Genomic DNA, 15904 nt, shown 5'->3' with positions numbered 1-15904 from the left:
CCTAATCTGGAGACCGAGGACTGATCCCCTTTTATAAACGATCTGTACGCAACTCAACACCTGACGTATTTGTAATCACGCCATTGATGAGCATAGGAGCCATATGTACGCTTCCCTTATCAGCTGCAAAGGACAATACTTCACGGCTGTGTTTATACAAAAGCCTGCCTACCTTAGACGATTGCAAGGCATGAGCTGCGTCTCCCTGCCAACCACGATAAAAAGACAGTGCGGAAAGTGCGGCATCCGAAAGTTTCAGGCTAACAGATGTCTGTTCAAGCAGACAAGAGACAAAGTGACCAGCACCATAGAAGTCTTCAAGGCTTACTTCACCCGCATTTCCTGAACAAACAATGACAATGGTTTGTTCAGGATCTTCTTTCAAAGTCGTTTGGGCTACAAAAAAATTATTTAACAAGCTTGAAATATATACTTTTCCAGCTGCATTACTTTTCCTAAGTGCTATCGTACCATTCGTAGTAGAAAGGATTAATGTCTTCCCCTTCACCTCTTTATTGAGTTCAAGCGGATTAGGATACCTAAATCCTTCAAGTGGTTTTGCATCTAGTTCTCCAGCTAAAATAAAACGGTCGGCTGCAATTTGCTGAGATATCCGCACCCCTTCCTCTGCATCGATGACGGGGATGACTTGTATAGCTCCATTATCTAGTGCGCTGACAATAGAAGTAGTAGCTAAAAGGATATCGAGGACTACTACCACCTTATTACATGCGATCTTTTCTGCGTGAATGTCCTCTTTTTTCATTAACACATGTACCTTTCTTACAGCCATATCAAAGCTCACCTTCAATAATCGATAACCCATGAATCATCAGACTATTTACATATTCATTGAGCGAGGCAAATCGCGGATCATCTGTTTGCCCCAATTTATATCGATAAAAAATTTGTTGACAAATTCCAGCCAACTTAAAGAAAGCAAAGGCTAGGTAAAAATTAATATGTGTGACGTCCCGACCGCTTTTTCTTGCATACAGATTGATAAATTCACTTCGGTCAAGAAAACCATCCAACATTGTAACCGATCTGCCGGGTCCATTTTGAATAATTGTTGGATCACTCTTACCGATCCAGTAACCCAGTGCGACTCCCAAGTCAGCGAGGGGGTCGCCAATTGTTGCCATTTCCCAATCAAAAAGCCCTTCCATACTGGTGAAATCTTCGTTAAACATCATATTATTCAATTTATAATCATAATGAATGACCGCAAATTCATGCCGTTTAGGAATGTTAGCTGTCAGCCACTTTGCAAGTGGAACAACAGCGGGATTTTCATCCGTTTTCACCCGTTCATAGCGTCTAATCCAGCCGTGCACCTGGCGTTCCATAAATCCCTCAGGCTTAGTAATTTCAAGCAAAGAAGTTTGTTGAAAGGGAATAGCGTGTAGTTCAACTAATTTGGATACCATAATTTCTGAAATCCGCCTATTCATTTCAGCGGTTGGCTCTATACCCTTGGGAAATGTTCCGTCTATTACCAAGCCTCTTTTTCTTTCCATTAAGAAAAAGGGACTCCCGATAATTGATTGATCATTAGAAAAAAGAATGGGTTTAGGCGCAGGTGAAAAAAGGGGTTGAAGACTCGATATAATTTTATATTCTCTTTGCATATCGTGTGCCTTTGGTGCAACTGGACCATGCGGCGGTCTTCTTAACACAGCTTCCCATTTACCCATTTTCAACTGGTACGTCAAATTCGAATGGCCCGCTGGAAACTGCTGAACTTCGAGTATATCGGCAGGCAGATGTTCAAGCTTGCTTCTTAAAAACAATTCTAACTCTTTATACGGCAGCTCTTCTCCCAAACGAACAGCTGCTGTATCACTCGTAAGCGGATGCTGCATACATTTTCTCCTCCTGTACAATCAATTCTTAATTACGATTTTTTTATCCAGCTTTTCTCTTAAAGAATCGGATAGAACGATGCTTTTTTGTTTCTTGAAATCAAAATTCACCAATACGGACTGACTCCTGCCTATCAGCTGATTTGTTTGCGAACAGACGATATCTTGTTCCAAATCAAAACTTTTTGTCCCTATTCTGTTCACACATGTTTTTACCGTCAATAATTGATTAAAATATGCCTGGTTAATAAAATCGCATTTTATTGATGCAAGAATAAAGGAGCAATCGGCTTCATCTAGTCCTGCACGAACCGTTTCAAAGAACTTAATCCTAGCTTCCTCTAAATAGATAAAGTAACTAGTATTGTTCACATGTCCAAGCGCATCAGTTTCACTAAATCGTACACTTACCTGAATTTCATTCATATCGCTATCCTCCTTTTATCCCAGAACCCCCATTAGAAATAGGTGACACTCTCTCGATTTGAAGAAGTCTCTTCGGCATGAAACCATTAGCTGAAAATGGAGAGATTAAGAAGCATCCAGGAGAATCTCTCCTAGATGCACAGTTCGTCTATACTACTTTATAACTTCCTCACGCAGAGCCCTTCGAAGTATTTTTCCTACATTCGTTTTTGGAAGCTCCGAACGGAACTCTATAGAATTTGGTACTTTATAGGCAGCAAGGTTTTGCCGGCAAAATTCGATTAGTTCTACTTCATCAACCGATTGGCCGGATTTCAAAACGAGAATCGCCTTCACATTTTCTCCCCGGTACTTATCGGGAACTCCAATGACTACCGCTTCTTGTACAGCAGGATGTTCATATAAAACTTCTTCTACATCTCTCGGATAAATATTGTAACCGCTCGCAATAATGAGATCTTTTTTCCGATCGACGATATATAAGTACCCTTCTTCGTCAACACGAGTGATGTCACCTGTGTACAGCCATCCATCTTTCAAGCTCACGGCAGTTTCTTGAGGCATATTCCAGTATCCTTTCATAATCTGCGGTCCTTTAATAATTAATTCTCCTAGTTCACCAACAGGGACTTCCTCTGTACCCGTGGCCAAATCAACCACTTTATAATCCGTAGATGGAAATCCAATTCCTACACTTCCAGGCTTTCTTTCCGCGAACATAGGGTTACAATGTGTAGCTGGAGAAGCTTCAGTCAGTCCGTATCCTTCATAAATTTTTGAACCTGTCTTCTTCTCAAACTCACGAAGCAGCTCAATCGGCATTGGCGCACTTCCACTATTGCAGACTCTAATTGAATTTATTCCATACTCCTCAGCGCGTGGATGACTGTTGATTGCTACATACATGGTAGGAACACCTGGGAAGATCGTTGGCTGCTCCTTCTTAATGGTATTCAATACCTCTTCTAAATCAAAACGCGGCAGCATAATGGAATCATTGGCTGTATAGATAGAATAGTTCATAGCAGAGCTCATCCCAAAGACATGAAAAAGAGGGATAATGGTTAGAAATCGTTCGTTCCCAATTCCGGTACTCTCTTTGAAAAACTCATAAGTCTGTAAAACATTCGCAAAGATATTACGATGTGTTAGCATAGCACCCTTTGAGCGGCCTGTTGTCCCGCCTGTGTATTGCAAAACAGCAATATCGTGCTCCGTATCTAGTTCAACAGGTGTGAAATTTCCAAGACCAAGTTTCAGAAATTCGTCAAAAGAATGATCTGGACTACTATCACGATCTGAAGGCTGGAGACTTACGACAATTATATTTTTCAAACTTACATTAGGCTGTACCTTCTTAACCAGAGGGTAAAATCCGTCCAAAACAACGATTGTTTCGGCACCTGAATCCTCTAACATGTATTCAAGCTCACGTTCAACGGACATCGGATTAATTTGTGTAATAATTGCCCCTGCTGCCAAAGCACCATAATAAGCCATGACATACTGTGGACAATTCGGAAGCATAATAGCAACTCTATCTCCTTTTTGAATGCCCTTACGCTGTAAGGAAGCGGCAAACGCAATGGAAGCCGTGTATAATTCCTTATAGGTAATTTTCCGGCCATAAAAAGTGATTGCAGCATTTTGAGGATATTTCTGAGCTCGATCTAGGAGAATTTGAGGTAAGCTGATGTCAGGGATGTTTATTTCCTTTTCAATAGAATCCGTATACTTTGATAACCATACTTTTTCATTCATTGCTACTGATACCTCCACCATTTCTATTTTTTAAAAGGTGAGAATGTAATGAGTATCATCCCGCGTGACTGCCCCCATCCACAATAAGACAATCTCCGGTAATATAATTGGATGCATTGGATGCTAAAAATAATGCGGCGCCTTTTAAATCATCATCTCCTCCAAATCTTTTTAATGGAGTAGAACGAAGCAGCGTATCTTTTTCTTGTTCAATGATGACCCTAGACATTTTTGTTGGGAAAAATCCAGGTGCAATCGCGTTAACATTAATGTTATATTGACCCCATTTTACAGCCAGGTCTTTTGTAAACGTAATAATTGCTCCTTTGGATGTGTTATAGCCAATCGCATCCAAGATATCTGGATGGGATCCGCCTAAACCTGCAGTAGAAGCGATATTGATGATTTTCCCTCCGCCCTGTTCAATCATGACTCTTCCTGCAGCCTGAGACATTAAGAACGTTCCCGTTACATTCGTATTCAGTACCTTCTGCCAAGCTTCTAGGGGCATATCAACAACTGGAGCTCCCCATGAGGCACCACTGTTATTAACTAAGATATCGATTGAACCAAAAACTCTTTTGGTTTCTTCAATGACTTGCTGGATATCTTCTTGTTTAGTCACATCACATGTTAGTGACAATGCTTTTACACCAAGCTCTTCAATTTTTATGGCAACTTCATCACAAGCGGACTTTTTGCGGGAGCAAAGGACAATATTTGCTCCAGCTTCAGCCAACCCCATCGCTATTTGTTCCCCTAAACCTCTGCCTCCCCCCGTTACAATGGCTGTCTTACCTGTCAAATTAAATAACTCGAGACTTTTCATCTTCAATCACCCCTTTATTCTTAGGCCTCAACTTTCTTATACGAATCATATTTTTTAAGCTCAAGTTTAGCCACTTGTGCACGATGCACTTCATCTGGTCCATCTGCGAGGCGCAGTGTTCGCGCATTTGCCCATTGAGCAGCAAGCGGGAAGTCCGCTGATACACCTGCACCTCCTAGTGCTTGAATAGCTCGATCAATCACCCGTAGGGCCATCGATGGAGCAACGACTTTAATCATAGCAATTTCTGCTTTTGCTTCTTTATTACCTACTGTATCCATCATATAAGCTGCTTTGAGGGTTAACAGTCTTGCTTGTTCAATTTCAATTCGAGAATCCGCCACCCATTCAAGAATCACACCTTGCTTAGCCAAAGGTTTTCCAAAGGCCTCTCTTTTTTGTATCCGCTTACATAAAGTTTCTAGAGCTTGTTCTGCAGCACCTATTAACCTCATGCAATGATGAATTCGTCCAGGTCCCAATCTGCCTTGTGCGATAGCAAAACCTTTTCCTTCTCCCCAAATAATATTTTCTGCTGGAACTCTCACATTTTCAAAAGATATTTCAGCGTGTCCATGTGGTGCATGATCATAACCGAAAACAGGGAGAAGCCTTTCAATTGTCACACCAGGTGTATCCAAAGGAACAAGAATCATGGATTGCTGTTCATAACGGCTAGCATTGGGATCACTTTTACCCATCACGATCGCAATTTTGCAACGCGGATCACCAGCACCAGACGACCACCACTTACGTCCGTTTATTACATACTCATCGCCCTCTTTCTCAATGCGTGCTTCAATATTCGCAGCATCTGAGGAAGCAATATCTGGTTCAGTCATTGAAAAACAAGATCGTATTTCCCCATTTAATAGCGGTTGAAGCCATTGAAGCTTCTGCCTATCACTCCCATACCGAACAAGAACCTCCATATTCCCTGTATCAGGTGCACTGCAATTAAAGACCTCAGGTCCAATCATGGACCGACCCATAAGTTCACATAGTGGAGCATATTCAAGGTTAGTAAGTCCTGCTCCGTACTCACTTTCTGGTAAAAACAGGTTCCATAATCCGGCTTTTTTCGCTCTTTCTGTCAATTCACTCATAATAGGCGGAATACTATTCCAACGAGAATCTCCTTGATTTAACTGATCAAGATACGTTTTTTCATTTGGATAAACATGCTCATTCATAAACTGTTCGAGTTTTTCCCGTAATTTAAGCGTTTTCTCTGAATATAAAAAATCCAACAATTTCTCCCCCTTCTATTACTAACAGACTAGTTAGATTATAATTCTCTCTTAATGTAAGCGTTTCCTTTATTTTAAAGGAATTATTTAAATTGACTCTTTTTCTGGGTATGCTTTATAAAAAAAGATTGCTTTTCCCCATCCAAACTTGGACTGGAGAAAAGCAATCTTTTTCTTTAGACCTTTACTATCCAACAATGATTTTTTCTTTTGGATAATGGTAATTATCTGTTTTCTCCCGTCTTCCTAATATTAAGAGAAAAGAGGTAATCCCTACCCGTCCGATAAACATCAAAACCATAATAACAAATTTCCCAATATTACTTAGATCAGGCGTAACACCCGTTGATAATCCGACGGATCCAAAGGCAGAACACACCTCAAATAAGATGTCTGTTAAAGATAATTGTTCTGTAATAGAGAGGATAAAAGTAGAAACCGTACAAAGGACGATCCCCCCCATCATAACAGCCGTTGCCTTATGTATATCATCTTCATATATTTCACGATTGAATACTTTGATGGTTTTTCTTCCACGAGCATAATTCCAAAGAAATAAAACCATTACAGCGAAAGTTGTGGTACGAATTCCGCCGCCAACAGAGCTCGGAGAAGCCCCAATAAACATCATCCCACTCATAACAAGCAGTGTTGCTTCTGAAAATTCACTCACATCCATTGTGGCCAGCCCACCACTCCTTGTATTGGAGGACATAAATAACGAATAGAAGAAAGTTTCATGCCAGCTTTTACCAACAAAAAACCCTTTAAATTCAAGTAATATAATGAGTACTGTACCAGCAACAACAAGGGACAAAAAAGTCACTGATGTGATTTTTGTAAACAAAGAAAATCTGAACTTATAGGTTCGATCACGGCTTGAAAGAAAATCCTTTATTTCAATTAAGACCGGGAAACCTATTGCTCCTAATGTTAGAAGTAGGATAGAGACAAACTGAATAAAATAGTCTCCATGATAGGGTATCATGGATAACCCAGTAATATCGAACCCAGCATTCGTTGTCGAACTGATGGATAAGAACAATCCGTGAAGAAATGCTTCCCGCCAATCAACATAATAACTAAGAAAATGAATACCCAAAACAATTGCACCGATAAACTCAATGATTAGAAATATTTTAATTAATTCGATCAACAACTTTACTGAACCGGAAAGTTGTGTTTGGTTCTGATCCGTCATGATTAATTGACGTTCCTTTAATCCAATCTTTTTGCGTAATAGGAGCCAAAAAAATGTCCCTAAAGACATGATTCCAATCCCGCCAAACTGAAGAATAAACATAAGGAAAAATATTCCAGTAACACTAAATGTATCAACTGTATTCACAACACTTAAACCCGTTACACTGACCGCACTGACAGCCGTGAAGAGTGCATCTATAAAGGTCCATTGAACCCCAGACTTGGTGGCAACCGGCAGACTTAACAAGATGGTAGAAATACTTACTGCTGCAAAATAATAACCAGTAATGATTTGGACCGGGCTCAGTTTAGCCAATCTTTTTTTAAATTTAACCCACATAGGATGTTCCTTTCCATCTGCTAAGGTTTGATCTATTCATTTTTTCCTAGCAGCAAATCACTTACATTTTACTGTTCCTATCCAGATTTGTCTAATGTTCTTTTAAAAGAAGAATGGATTGAATCAAGTAATGATTAAGGTTTGCTTTAATAAGGATGTGTTTCCATTGAAAATCAATTCAAACACAGGTTAAAAAACTATATTCTTCCCATAATAAAAAGACAGTAGCTAACTACTGTAACAAAAATAAGCAGGGAGAGATCAACATGGCTAACAGCCGTAACAAACTTTTAGTCCCAGGAATTGAACAAGCTCTTGATTCCATAAAATACGAGATTGCTCAAGAATTTGGTGTTCAACTTGGATCTGATACAGTCGCACGGTCTAATGGATCAGTGGGTGGTGAAATTACAAAACGCCTTGTCCAACAAGCACAACAACAACTCAAAGGAAAATAAAAATTTCATATCAAATTGGATAAAATACGAATCATAAGTCCTTTATAGGACTTTAAGTTTGGCCAGGCTGCCCTATGGCCCTGGCTTTATTTTCATTAGAAATGTTAATGCGGCGTTCGATATTCTCGTTTTTCATTTCCTCTTTCATTTTGATTATGTTCCCCTTTCATCCGTTTATCAGGGGCATAGTCACTCTGTTTCTTAGGATGAATTGGTTTGTTTCTTTGCTCTTCTTTCTTGTCAGGTTGATGCTCTTTTTTTACATTTATAAACATTTCAGGTGTTTCTTTTTTCTTTTGATTTGATTGGCTGGACCGTGTATTTTCTTTCGTCTTTTGGTTATTTATTTGTTGGCTTTGGTTTGCCTTTGGCTGCTGATTCTTATTTTTCTGTTGAATCACAGCTTTTTGTTTCTTTGTTTCAGGCTTACCTTTCTGTTTCGCAGTAGAATCAACCTTTTTGACTTTCACTACCTTAGTATTCTTTGTCTTCACAACAGGATTCTTAGATTTTTCCTTATTTGTTTTACTTGAACTCTCAGAACTTGGGACTAAATCTGCACTCTTTGTTTTAGATGGACTTTTAGAACTTGGGACTACTTTTACACTCTCTCGTTTAGTTGGAGTTTCAGTACTTGGTTTAAAACTTTTTCTCTCGACAGCGGCACGGTTTTCGCTTAGCCTTGGAGTCTTTTTTAGACTGCTGGGCGTAGATTCTTCAGAATCTAGTTCTTTTTTCTGCTCTTTCTTTCTCTTGTTTTCAATATACGTACCCGTTGATATTCCTTGCTCTTTTGCTTTAGAGCGTTCTTTAACTGTTGCTTTCATTACTTTAACGTCAGCTTCTGGTACGATCTTCTGCTGGGAAATACTTTCAATTTTTTTATCGAGTTTCTGTGTTAGTACTTCATTATCTTCAAGTAATGTAGTTGTCACAAGAATCTGTTGCTTGTTCTTCGTATAACCAGAATCCTTTGTTGCTTTAACAATCTTATTAGTCATAAGCGTAACATCAGTATCTTTCCAATCCTTTATCTTTTCTATCACGATGAGGCCTTCTTTATTAATTCCGTATAAGTCCACTACTCTTAGATTTTCATTAAGACTTAATTCTATACTCGGATTGATGTCGATGGTCACATATGCAAATACCTTTTCATTAAAATAACTTGGCAGAAATGAAAGGATCAGCAGGATACTAACAATTGCCGAAACAAGAGCAGATCTTGTATAGAAACGCATTGAGGGCTTTGACCTCTTAATTTCGTAAGGAGAAAAGTATATTTCCTTACCAATTTCATATAATTCCTTTTCCTTCTTAGAGCGATGGAATTCACCTTCAGGAGTTAACAACGTTAAAAAATGCTTATCCACAGATAGAATGACACCCTTCTTCATTCCGCCATCCCCTCTTTTACGTAGTCATTTAGAAATAAATACTCTCCGTTTAATATAATTGCAACAGCGATAATATATTTTCTATTTCGTTCGATTGTTTTCCTGCTGACAGTAACCAACTCTTCCAATTGTTTGACCGGCAGCCGCTTTTTTGTTAGTAGTAAATTATTCAAATTCTCATTTTGGACCAAAAGCTTCGCGATATGGATGGCCGTCATTCGTGCATCAGTATGCTTTGGAGAGGCTTTGGCTAGTTCTGAAAAAGTAATTCCAAACTCTTGAAGGCGATATGTATATGCCTTGATTTCTTCACGTCTTTTCTCTGATTCTAACTGCTGTTCATATTCCTCGATGGATTTTTCATCTCCGAATTCAGGAATTCCCCTTTCCTCCTCTGAAGCGGCTCCTTCTAAAAATACATCAGGTCCTTTTGATTGGGTCCGTATATAATCAATCACTCGGCGCTTAATCATAACTTCCGCAAAAGCCAACAGTGAACTGCCCTTTTTAGGACAATATTTATTTATCGCTTCATTAAAGGCAATTAAGCCAATACTGAACTCATCATCTGAATCATTTATATAACGTTTGCAAACCGAAGACACTGTCTTCGCAACAAAAGGCTGAAAAGATTGGATTAATTCATTTCGAAGGATATTGTCACCCTTCTGAATTTTTAGTACTTTTTCTTCTAAAGAACGTCTTTTTTTATATGCTGCAAATAAGACACTCAGCATCTGGTTCACCTCGTTCCATTCCTAATAAAATAAAGCTTTAACAACCTTATTCTTTAGAAGAGGTGGACTAAAAGACAGTTCCAAAAGTCCTATTTTCTACATATTTTGTTGAAACCTACAGAAAAATGTCGATTTTATTCTGTTTTTACACAAAATACCGTTCTTTATTAGAAGATACGAAACAATCTAGTTTCTTGCGGGGGTGTATGTTTATGGTTAACTTATAGACATCCATCACATCTCAAAAGTACTTTTTACACAAAACAAAAGCTTTCCTCATAAAGGAAAGCAAAATCGATTTAGAGTGATAGTTTTGATTTTTGACTAGTTCCTTTGTATTGCTTCGCAGCAAAGTAGGCTACGAGAATAATGGAAACAATGCCAAAACATAAAACCATGTTCTTAAAGCCAATTGTATCTAAAAAGAACCCTGAACAGACCAGAACGACCTGAAAAGATATTCTGTCTAACATGCCGCGAAAAGAGAAAAATCGTCCGTGGAATTCTCTCGGTACAGTGGTTTGAAACATCGTTGCTGCGACCGGAAAAAAAGCACCTGCTGAAAAGCCAAAGACTGCAAAAGAAATAATGGCAGGAATTCGTAAATCTGCAAAATATAAAGAAAGGTGCGTAAATGCTATCACAATTGAGAAAGTCATCATAATTTTCACAGGGTCTTTACCATCAAAAAAACGTTTAACAAGAAAAGCGCCTAGCATAAATGCGATCCCTTCTGCAGTATACAGCCAGCTTTTAATTTGCGGATCATTTTGTAATTCACTTATTTTAAGCACCATTAAGTTAAAGCTACCCAGAAAGAGAGTAGGAATTAAGAATAAAAAGAGTCCCATTACAACTTGAGGTAGTGTCTTCAACAAAGGCATTAATTCCTTAAAGCTCCCTTTACTAGCACCCTTACTTTGGGGAGTTATTTTTTCTTCAAAATTAAGTGAAAGTGTACAGAAAAAAATAATTATATAAGATAAAATTGCTAAACTATACAGACTATACAGAGAAATATAAACCAAAAGGATACCCGCTAATACCGTTCCAAGTATTCTTGCTATTGTTCCTGCATTCATGTGAATTCCATTCAATGTCAAAAGATCTCCATCTTTTGCAATCATAGGGATGCATGCTTGCAAAGCTGGAAAATAAAAAGCAGCTGCTAAGCCAATCCCAACCATATAGGCTACCATCCACCAGATGTTCTCCTGCAGCAGGGCTAAAAACATAAACCCTGTAGATAAGATACGTGCTGCTCCTGCATAAAGTAAAATCTTTTTCTTCGATGTTACATCAATAATCCGTCCAGCCATCGGCCCAACCAATAAACCTGCAAACATGCCTGCCAATAGAATTAAAGATTTATATAAGTCTGACGGTACTAATGCTTGCAAAAATTCAAGATTTCCAATGACGCCAAGCCACATTCCTAAACCAGCAATAAATTCACCACTAATTAATATCCAAACATTTTTATTTTTTAACATAAGTAATTTTTTCACCCTCGTCACATCATATATTTCGCATCCCTAAATATATTAATCGGATTCAAGTCCATTGTCCAGTCAATTTTTTGAATATTTAACTAATGTAATTCAAAAAAAGCTGGAGCTAATGCCTATGTCTGCATTAGCTCCAGCTCCATTTTGTTAGTACAGTTAAATTTCTTGAACTTCTTTTTCTGTATTTTTACCTGAAAGGAAGAAACCGCCTACGCTAATGCCGATCAGCACGATCCAGAATGTCAACTTCCATGGTCCCGATTCAGGGAAATGGTGGTCTAGAATTCCAACTGATGGATGAGCAAGTGTGAGTACCGCAAGCTTAACCCCAACCCATCCTACAATAAAGAAAGCTGCTGTTTCTAGTGAAGGACGTTGGCGCAGTAGTTTAACAAATGACGATGCGGCAAAACGCATAATGACTAATCCAACCATACCGCCTAAAAGCATAACGGTAAATTGTCCTCCATCGATGCCGCCGATCTTAAACCAGCCTGTTGCCGGAAGTGTAATTGCTAGGGCTACTGCAGCAAGCATTGAATCCACTGCAAATGCAATATCCGCTAACTCCACCTTAAGAACAGTCATCCAAAAACCAGATTTTTTCTTTTCTTTAGCTTTACCTTCATTACTTTTGCCCTTAAACTTCTTAAAAATATGATGGATTGCAATAAATAAGAGATAAGCAGCTCCCAGCGCTTGTATCTGCCATACATCAACCAAGAACGAAATGAAGAAAAGACTGAGGAAACGAAAGACTAAAGCGCCTAACAAACCATAAAATAACGCTTTTTTCTGCTGTTCTAATGGCAAATGTTTAACCATGACGGCCATGACAACCGCATTATCTGCTGCCAAAATACCTTCTAACCCAATTAAAACTAGTAATACCCAACCATACTCCAATAGCAATGATGCATCCATTAATGGTAACCTCCTATATAGTATCTTCCTTTACCCTATAGGCATCAGGCTTTTGAAGCAAATAAAAAGACCTCTGCCATATAGGCAAAGGTCTTGCTGAGCACAATGTATGTGCCAACAAAGCCGGTGGACGTTCATCCACGAAATGACGACTTTGTTTTAGGGTAAACCCTAACGCTACTCCCCTTTGTTAAAAGGAAAATCATTTAATTTATCTTAAGTATACTAGATTCCTAATCCGCATACAACTATTGTATTCAAATTTCTTGCACGAGTGATTATTATTTCTTTTTCTTAGCCATTTTTACTAAATTGAGATATTCTTTTGCAAAAACACCCCAATTAGTTTTTGCAGAAAAGTAGTTCTGGAACATAGACAAAAACTTCGGATATTTCCCTTTGTATGGATACCACTGAATTTCTGTGTTCTTCTTACCTGAATCAGTCATGATTGATTTTTCATGACAGAAAATCCGCAATCCATTTTCCCCATGATAGCGGCCAATGCCACTTTGTTTGGCTCCTCCAAACGGGAGATAGTGATTGGCTACGGAAATTAAGACATCATTGATAATGACAGCACCAGATACGAGCTTTGAGGCAACTCTTGCTGCTTTTACTTGGTCCATCGTCCAAACACTTGAATTTAACCCGAATTGACTATCATTAGCCAGGCTAATCGCTTCTTCTTCTGTATCAAAGGCGACAATTGGCAAAACCGGTCCAAAGGTCTCCTCATTCATTATTTTCATTGAATGATTAACATGAGAAAGAACGACAGGCGGTAAAAAGTATGTGTCACCACGCTCCCACTTATCTGGCGGTATGCCTGCTTCTAAAACAGCCCCCCTCTTCAGTGCATCTTCAAGATGATCAGCCACGATTGTAAGCTGTTCAGGGTAGGTCATTGAACCAATATCATCTGAAAGCTCTGTTCCCTGAGTCAGCTCGTTTACCTTTTCCTTCAAAAGCGTTAAAAAGGGCTCATACATGGCTCTTTCAACATACACACGTTCTACACTCATACAAACCTGACCGCTGTTCGTGAATGCCCCCCACAGCGCTGCATTGACCGCTCGTTCTAGGTTCGCATCCTTAAAGATAATCATTGGATCCTTCCCGCCTAGTTCCAGGGTGACAGGTATTAATTTTTTTGCCGCAGCTTCACCGATTATTTTTCCCGTACGAACTGAGCCTGTGAAGAAAATATAATCTGGATTCTGATCCGTCAACGCAGCTCCTAGTTCTTTGCCACCATGGGCAAAACCAATCACTCCATCAGGGAAACCCGCTTCCTTAAACAGCCCTTCCATGCACTTTCCAACAAGCGGGGTAACTTCTGATGGTTTTGCAATCACCGTGTTTCCCGCAGCTGCTGCATTTAGTATGGGAACCATCGCTAATTGGAATGGGTAATTCCAGGGTGAAATAACCAAAACTGTCCCTCTAGCCATATATTCTACATATGACTTCTTACCAATTAACAGCAGGGGGGTCGATGCTTTCTTCCTTGACAGTGACTTGACAGCATGCTTTTCTATGTGACGAATTGCATCAAGTGTTGGCATAATATCAGCAACAATTGCTTCTGTCTTTGGCTTGCCTGTATCCATTGCAATAACCTCAGCAATTTTATCCATTTGTTCAACCATAATTAATCTAAGCTTTTTAAAATATACCATTCTTTCTGACACGGTAAGACTAGACCAGTCTGTAAATGCATCATGAGCTCGGTCATATAAAAAATTTATTTCCGCCAGAGGGGTTTCATCAATTTCTGCAATTTCTTTCCCTGTGGCTGGTGAATAGACTTTCCAACGTGAATTACTAACTTCCTCCATATTTATACTTCCTTTACTTAATACTTATTTGATAGTTCTTTTCTTGTTTATGCTTTAGATAAAATTCAACCATGGCTGGAACTCCATCTCGAAACCTTGGGCAAACAATCCCAGACCCTGTTAAATCGGCTTGAGCAATCGAACAATCAAAACGTCCTTTCCAGGTAAAATACTCCATGGCCTCTTTCTCAATACCTAAATAGGTTCGCACAGATTTAATAGAAAGGAATAGATTACTGACTCCCATTGGAATCATCCCGAGAGGATTCCGGTTAAACAATTCTTTTACAAACAATTCATAGATTTCAGTCGCCGTTGACGGCTCAGGATCGGTAAGATGATAGGTTTTCCCAGTTCCTTCTTTATATAATGCCAGATAGGCTGTCGCCTGTATAATATAATCAATCGGAACAAGATTTACGACACTATCGGTTTTTGAACCAATATAGGGATTGAAAGGCAAAAATCTCATGCGGTCTAAAAAATTCAGGATAAAATAAGGACCATCGAATTTCACCGTTTCTCCAGTCTTGGAGTGCCCTTTAACGATTCCCGGCCTAATAATCGTCACAGGAACCCCATCACTCTTCAGGCGCTCGACAAGCACTTCAGCATCGTATTTAGTGCGTTCATAGTGGTTTTTAAAAGAAGAAGGTTTTACTAGCTCATTCTCATAGAGTACCCCTTCTCTTGTTCCAGCCACATAAGCAGTACTGAAATAGATATAACGATCCAGTTGGGCAAGGTCTTTCACCCAATTATTCACATTTTCTGTTCCCTTCACATTGACCAACTGTGCAGTCTTTTCATCGACAGCTAAATCGTAAATCGCTGCCAGGTGGAAGACATGAGTTATTTCACTACGCAATTTCACATTTTGCTGTGGTGATATGTTTAGGTTCGTCTTAGTGATATCCCCTTGTACGACTTCAAACTGAACAGCACTCCCAGCCATAGTTTGTTGAATACTCTTTATATCGTCTTCAGCTTTCTTTACCTGATGCGGGAGAACAAGCAAATAAATTTTATCTACGCTAGCATCTCTTCTTAGAAGTTCTTTAATTAATTGGTGGCTGATAAAGCCCGGAAACCCAGTAAAAAAATAAATATGCTTCATTCTCAAAATTTTTCCCCCTGTATCGTTATGATTATCATTCTACCAAAAAAAATAGAGTTTGTAATATTCTGTCAATAAAATCGGTTTTATATTTTCTTTTACTACTCTTTTAAAAGGATTCTAAGAGCTTAATAGAGGATTTTTAGGGGTATTAGAATGATAATGCAGAAGAACGATTGATAGCTTCGAGTAAAAAAAAAATTTATATTATCCATTCGTCTGATTTTCCGTTACTATATAAGAAGACG

General features: G+C 38.9%; 14 protein-coding genes and 1 riboswitch. Of the genes, 1 reads left to right on the top strand and 13 read right to left on the bottom strand.

Features of this window, described 5'->3' with window-relative positions:
* Positions 1–31: 31 nt before the first annotated feature.
* From MHI18_RS17785 to MHI18_RS17755, 7 genes are all read right to left on the bottom strand, one after another.
* The gene (locus MHI18_RS17785; RefSeq protein ID WP_340849301.1) at positions 32–793 is read right to left on the bottom strand and encodes a 2-phosphosulfolactate phosphatase; all 762 of its coding nucleotides are present in this window, start codon (positions 791–793) and stop codon (positions 32–34) included.
* Position 794: 1 nt separating this feature from the next.
* Positions 795–1865 (bottom strand): phosphotransferase family protein, encoded by a 1071-nt coding sequence (locus MHI18_RS17780; protein ID WP_340849299.1) that lies wholly within the window; start codon positions 1863–1865, stop codon positions 795–797.
* Between the two features lie 21 nt (positions 1866–1886).
* Positions 1887–2291, bottom strand: a complete 405-nt coding sequence (locus MHI18_RS17775) for an acyl-CoA thioesterase (protein ID WP_340849297.1) — start codon at positions 2289–2291, stop codon at positions 1887–1889.
* A 153-nt stretch (positions 2292–2444) separates the two neighbouring features.
* A complete protein-coding gene (locus MHI18_RS17770) occupies positions 2445–4052 on the bottom strand; it encodes a long-chain-fatty-acid--CoA ligase (protein ID WP_340849295.1) in 1608 nt (535 codons plus the stop codon).
* A 55-nt stretch (positions 4053–4107) separates the two neighbouring features.
* Positions 4108–4881, bottom strand: coding sequence for an SDR family oxidoreductase (locus tag MHI18_RS17765; protein ID WP_340849293.1), 774 nt, complete (start codon positions 4879–4881; stop codon positions 4108–4110).
* Between the two features lie 20 nt (positions 4882–4901).
* Positions 4902–6131, bottom strand: coding sequence for an acyl-CoA dehydrogenase (locus MHI18_RS17760; RefSeq protein WP_340849291.1), 1230 nt, complete (start codon positions 6129–6131; stop codon positions 4902–4904).
* Between the two features lie 187 nt (positions 6132–6318).
* On the bottom strand, positions 6319–7674 hold the full coding sequence (locus tag MHI18_RS17755; protein WP_340849289.1) for a TrkH family potassium uptake protein: 1356 nt from the start codon (positions 7672–7674) through the stop codon (positions 6319–6321).
* Positions 7675–7940: 266 nt separating this feature from the next.
* On the opposite strand from MHI18_RS17755, the gene MHI18_RS17750 reads away from it, so the two are divergent.
* Complete coding sequence (locus MHI18_RS17750) at positions 7941–8132, top strand: alpha/beta-type small acid-soluble spore protein (RefSeq protein ID WP_040374223.1); 192 nt, start codon at positions 7941–7943, stop codon at positions 8130–8132.
* A gap of 104 nt (positions 8133–8236) precedes the next feature.
* On the opposite strand, the gene MHI18_RS17745 is transcribed toward MHI18_RS17750, so the two are convergent.
* The 6 genes from MHI18_RS17745 to MHI18_RS17720 all read right to left on the bottom strand — a co-directional run bounded on the left by MHI18_RS17745 (position 8237) and on the right by MHI18_RS17720 (position 15656).
* Positions 8237–9529 carry an anti-sigma factor domain-containing protein gene (locus MHI18_RS17745; protein WP_340849287.1) on the bottom strand — a complete coding sequence of 431 codons (1293 nt, stop codon included), beginning with the start codon at positions 9527–9529 and terminating at the stop codon, positions 8237–8239.
* Positions 9526–10275, bottom strand: coding sequence for an RNA polymerase sigma factor SigI (gene sigI / locus MHI18_RS17740; RefSeq protein WP_340849286.1), 750 nt, complete (start codon positions 10273–10275; stop codon positions 9526–9528). Before sigI ends, MHI18_RS17745 begins: the two co-directional genes overlap by 4 nt.
* 290 nt (positions 10276–10565) lie before the next feature.
* The gene (locus tag MHI18_RS17735) at positions 10566–11759 is read right to left on the bottom strand and encodes an MFS transporter (protein ID WP_340849284.1); all 1194 of its coding nucleotides are present in this window, start codon (positions 11757–11759) and stop codon (positions 10566–10568) included.
* A gap of 171 nt (positions 11760–11930) precedes the next feature.
* Complete coding sequence (locus tag MHI18_RS17730) at positions 11931–12698, bottom strand: TerC family protein (RefSeq protein WP_340849282.1); 768 nt, start codon at positions 12696–12698, stop codon at positions 11931–11933.
* 98 nt (positions 12699–12796) lie between these two features.
* Positions 12797–12896, bottom strand: a riboswitch (yybP-ykoY riboswitch).
* An 83-nt stretch (positions 12897–12979) separates the two neighbouring features.
* Complete coding sequence (locus MHI18_RS17725; RefSeq protein ID WP_340849280.1) at positions 12980–14539, bottom strand: aldehyde dehydrogenase family protein; 1560 nt, start codon at positions 14537–14539, stop codon at positions 12980–12982.
* Positions 14540–14552: 13 nt separating this feature from the next.
* The gene (locus MHI18_RS17720; RefSeq protein ID WP_340850322.1) at positions 14553–15656 is read right to left on the bottom strand and encodes an SDR family oxidoreductase; all 1104 of its coding nucleotides are present in this window, start codon (positions 15654–15656) and stop codon (positions 14553–14555) included.
* Between the last annotated feature and the right edge of the window lie 248 nt (positions 15657–15904).

Origin of the sequence: Peribacillus sp. FSL H8-0477, from assembly GCF_038002765.1 — a bacterium.
GTDB lineage: Bacteria > Bacillota > Bacilli > Bacillales > DSM-1321 > Peribacillus.
The sequence above is the reverse complement of the archived record's forward strand: the minus strand, read 5'-3'. Positions and strand labels throughout refer to the sequence as shown.

Coding starts and splice junctions, on each gene's coding strand:
- MHI18_RS17785 (WP_340849301.1), bottom strand. CDS start 793: ATGGCTGTAAGAAAGGTACATGTGTTAATGAAAAAAGAGGACATTCAC.
- MHI18_RS17780 (WP_340849299.1), bottom strand. CDS start 1,865: ATGCAGCATCCGCTTACGAGTGATACAGCAGCTGTTCGTTTGGGAGAA.
- MHI18_RS17775 (WP_340849297.1), bottom strand. CDS start 2,291: ATGAATGAAATTCAGGTAAGTGTACGATTTAGTGAAACTGATGCGCTT.
- MHI18_RS17770 (WP_340849295.1), bottom strand. CDS start 4,052: ATGAATGAAAAAGTATGGTTATCAAAGTATACGGATTCTATTGAAAAG.
- MHI18_RS17765 (WP_340849293.1), bottom strand. CDS start 4,881: ATGAAAAGTCTCGAGTTATTTAATTTGACAGGTAAGACAGCCATTGTA.
- MHI18_RS17755 (WP_340849289.1), bottom strand. CDS start 7,674: ATGTGGGTTAAATTTAAAAAAAGATTGGCTAAACTGAGCCCGGTCCAA.
- MHI18_RS17750 (WP_040374223.1), top strand. CDS start 7,941: ATGGCTAACAGCCGTAACAAACTTTTAGTCCCAGGAATTGAACAAGCT.
- MHI18_RS17745 (WP_340849287.1), bottom strand. CDS start 9,529: ATGAAGAAGGGTGTCATTCTATCTGTGGATAAGCATTTTTTAACGTTG.
- MHI18_RS17735 (WP_340849284.1), bottom strand. CDS start 11,759: ATGTTAAAAAATAAAAATGTTTGGATATTAATTAGTGGTGAATTTATT.
- MHI18_RS17730 (WP_340849282.1), bottom strand. CDS start 12,698: ATGGATGCATCATTGCTATTGGAGTATGGTTGGGTATTACTAGTTTTA.
- MHI18_RS17725 (WP_340849280.1), bottom strand. CDS start 14,539: ATGGAGGAAGTTAGTAATTCACGTTGGAAAGTCTATTCACCAGCCACA.
- MHI18_RS17720 (WP_340850322.1), bottom strand. CDS start 15,656: ATGAAGCATATTTATTTTTTTACTGGGTTTCCGGGCTTTATCAGCCAC.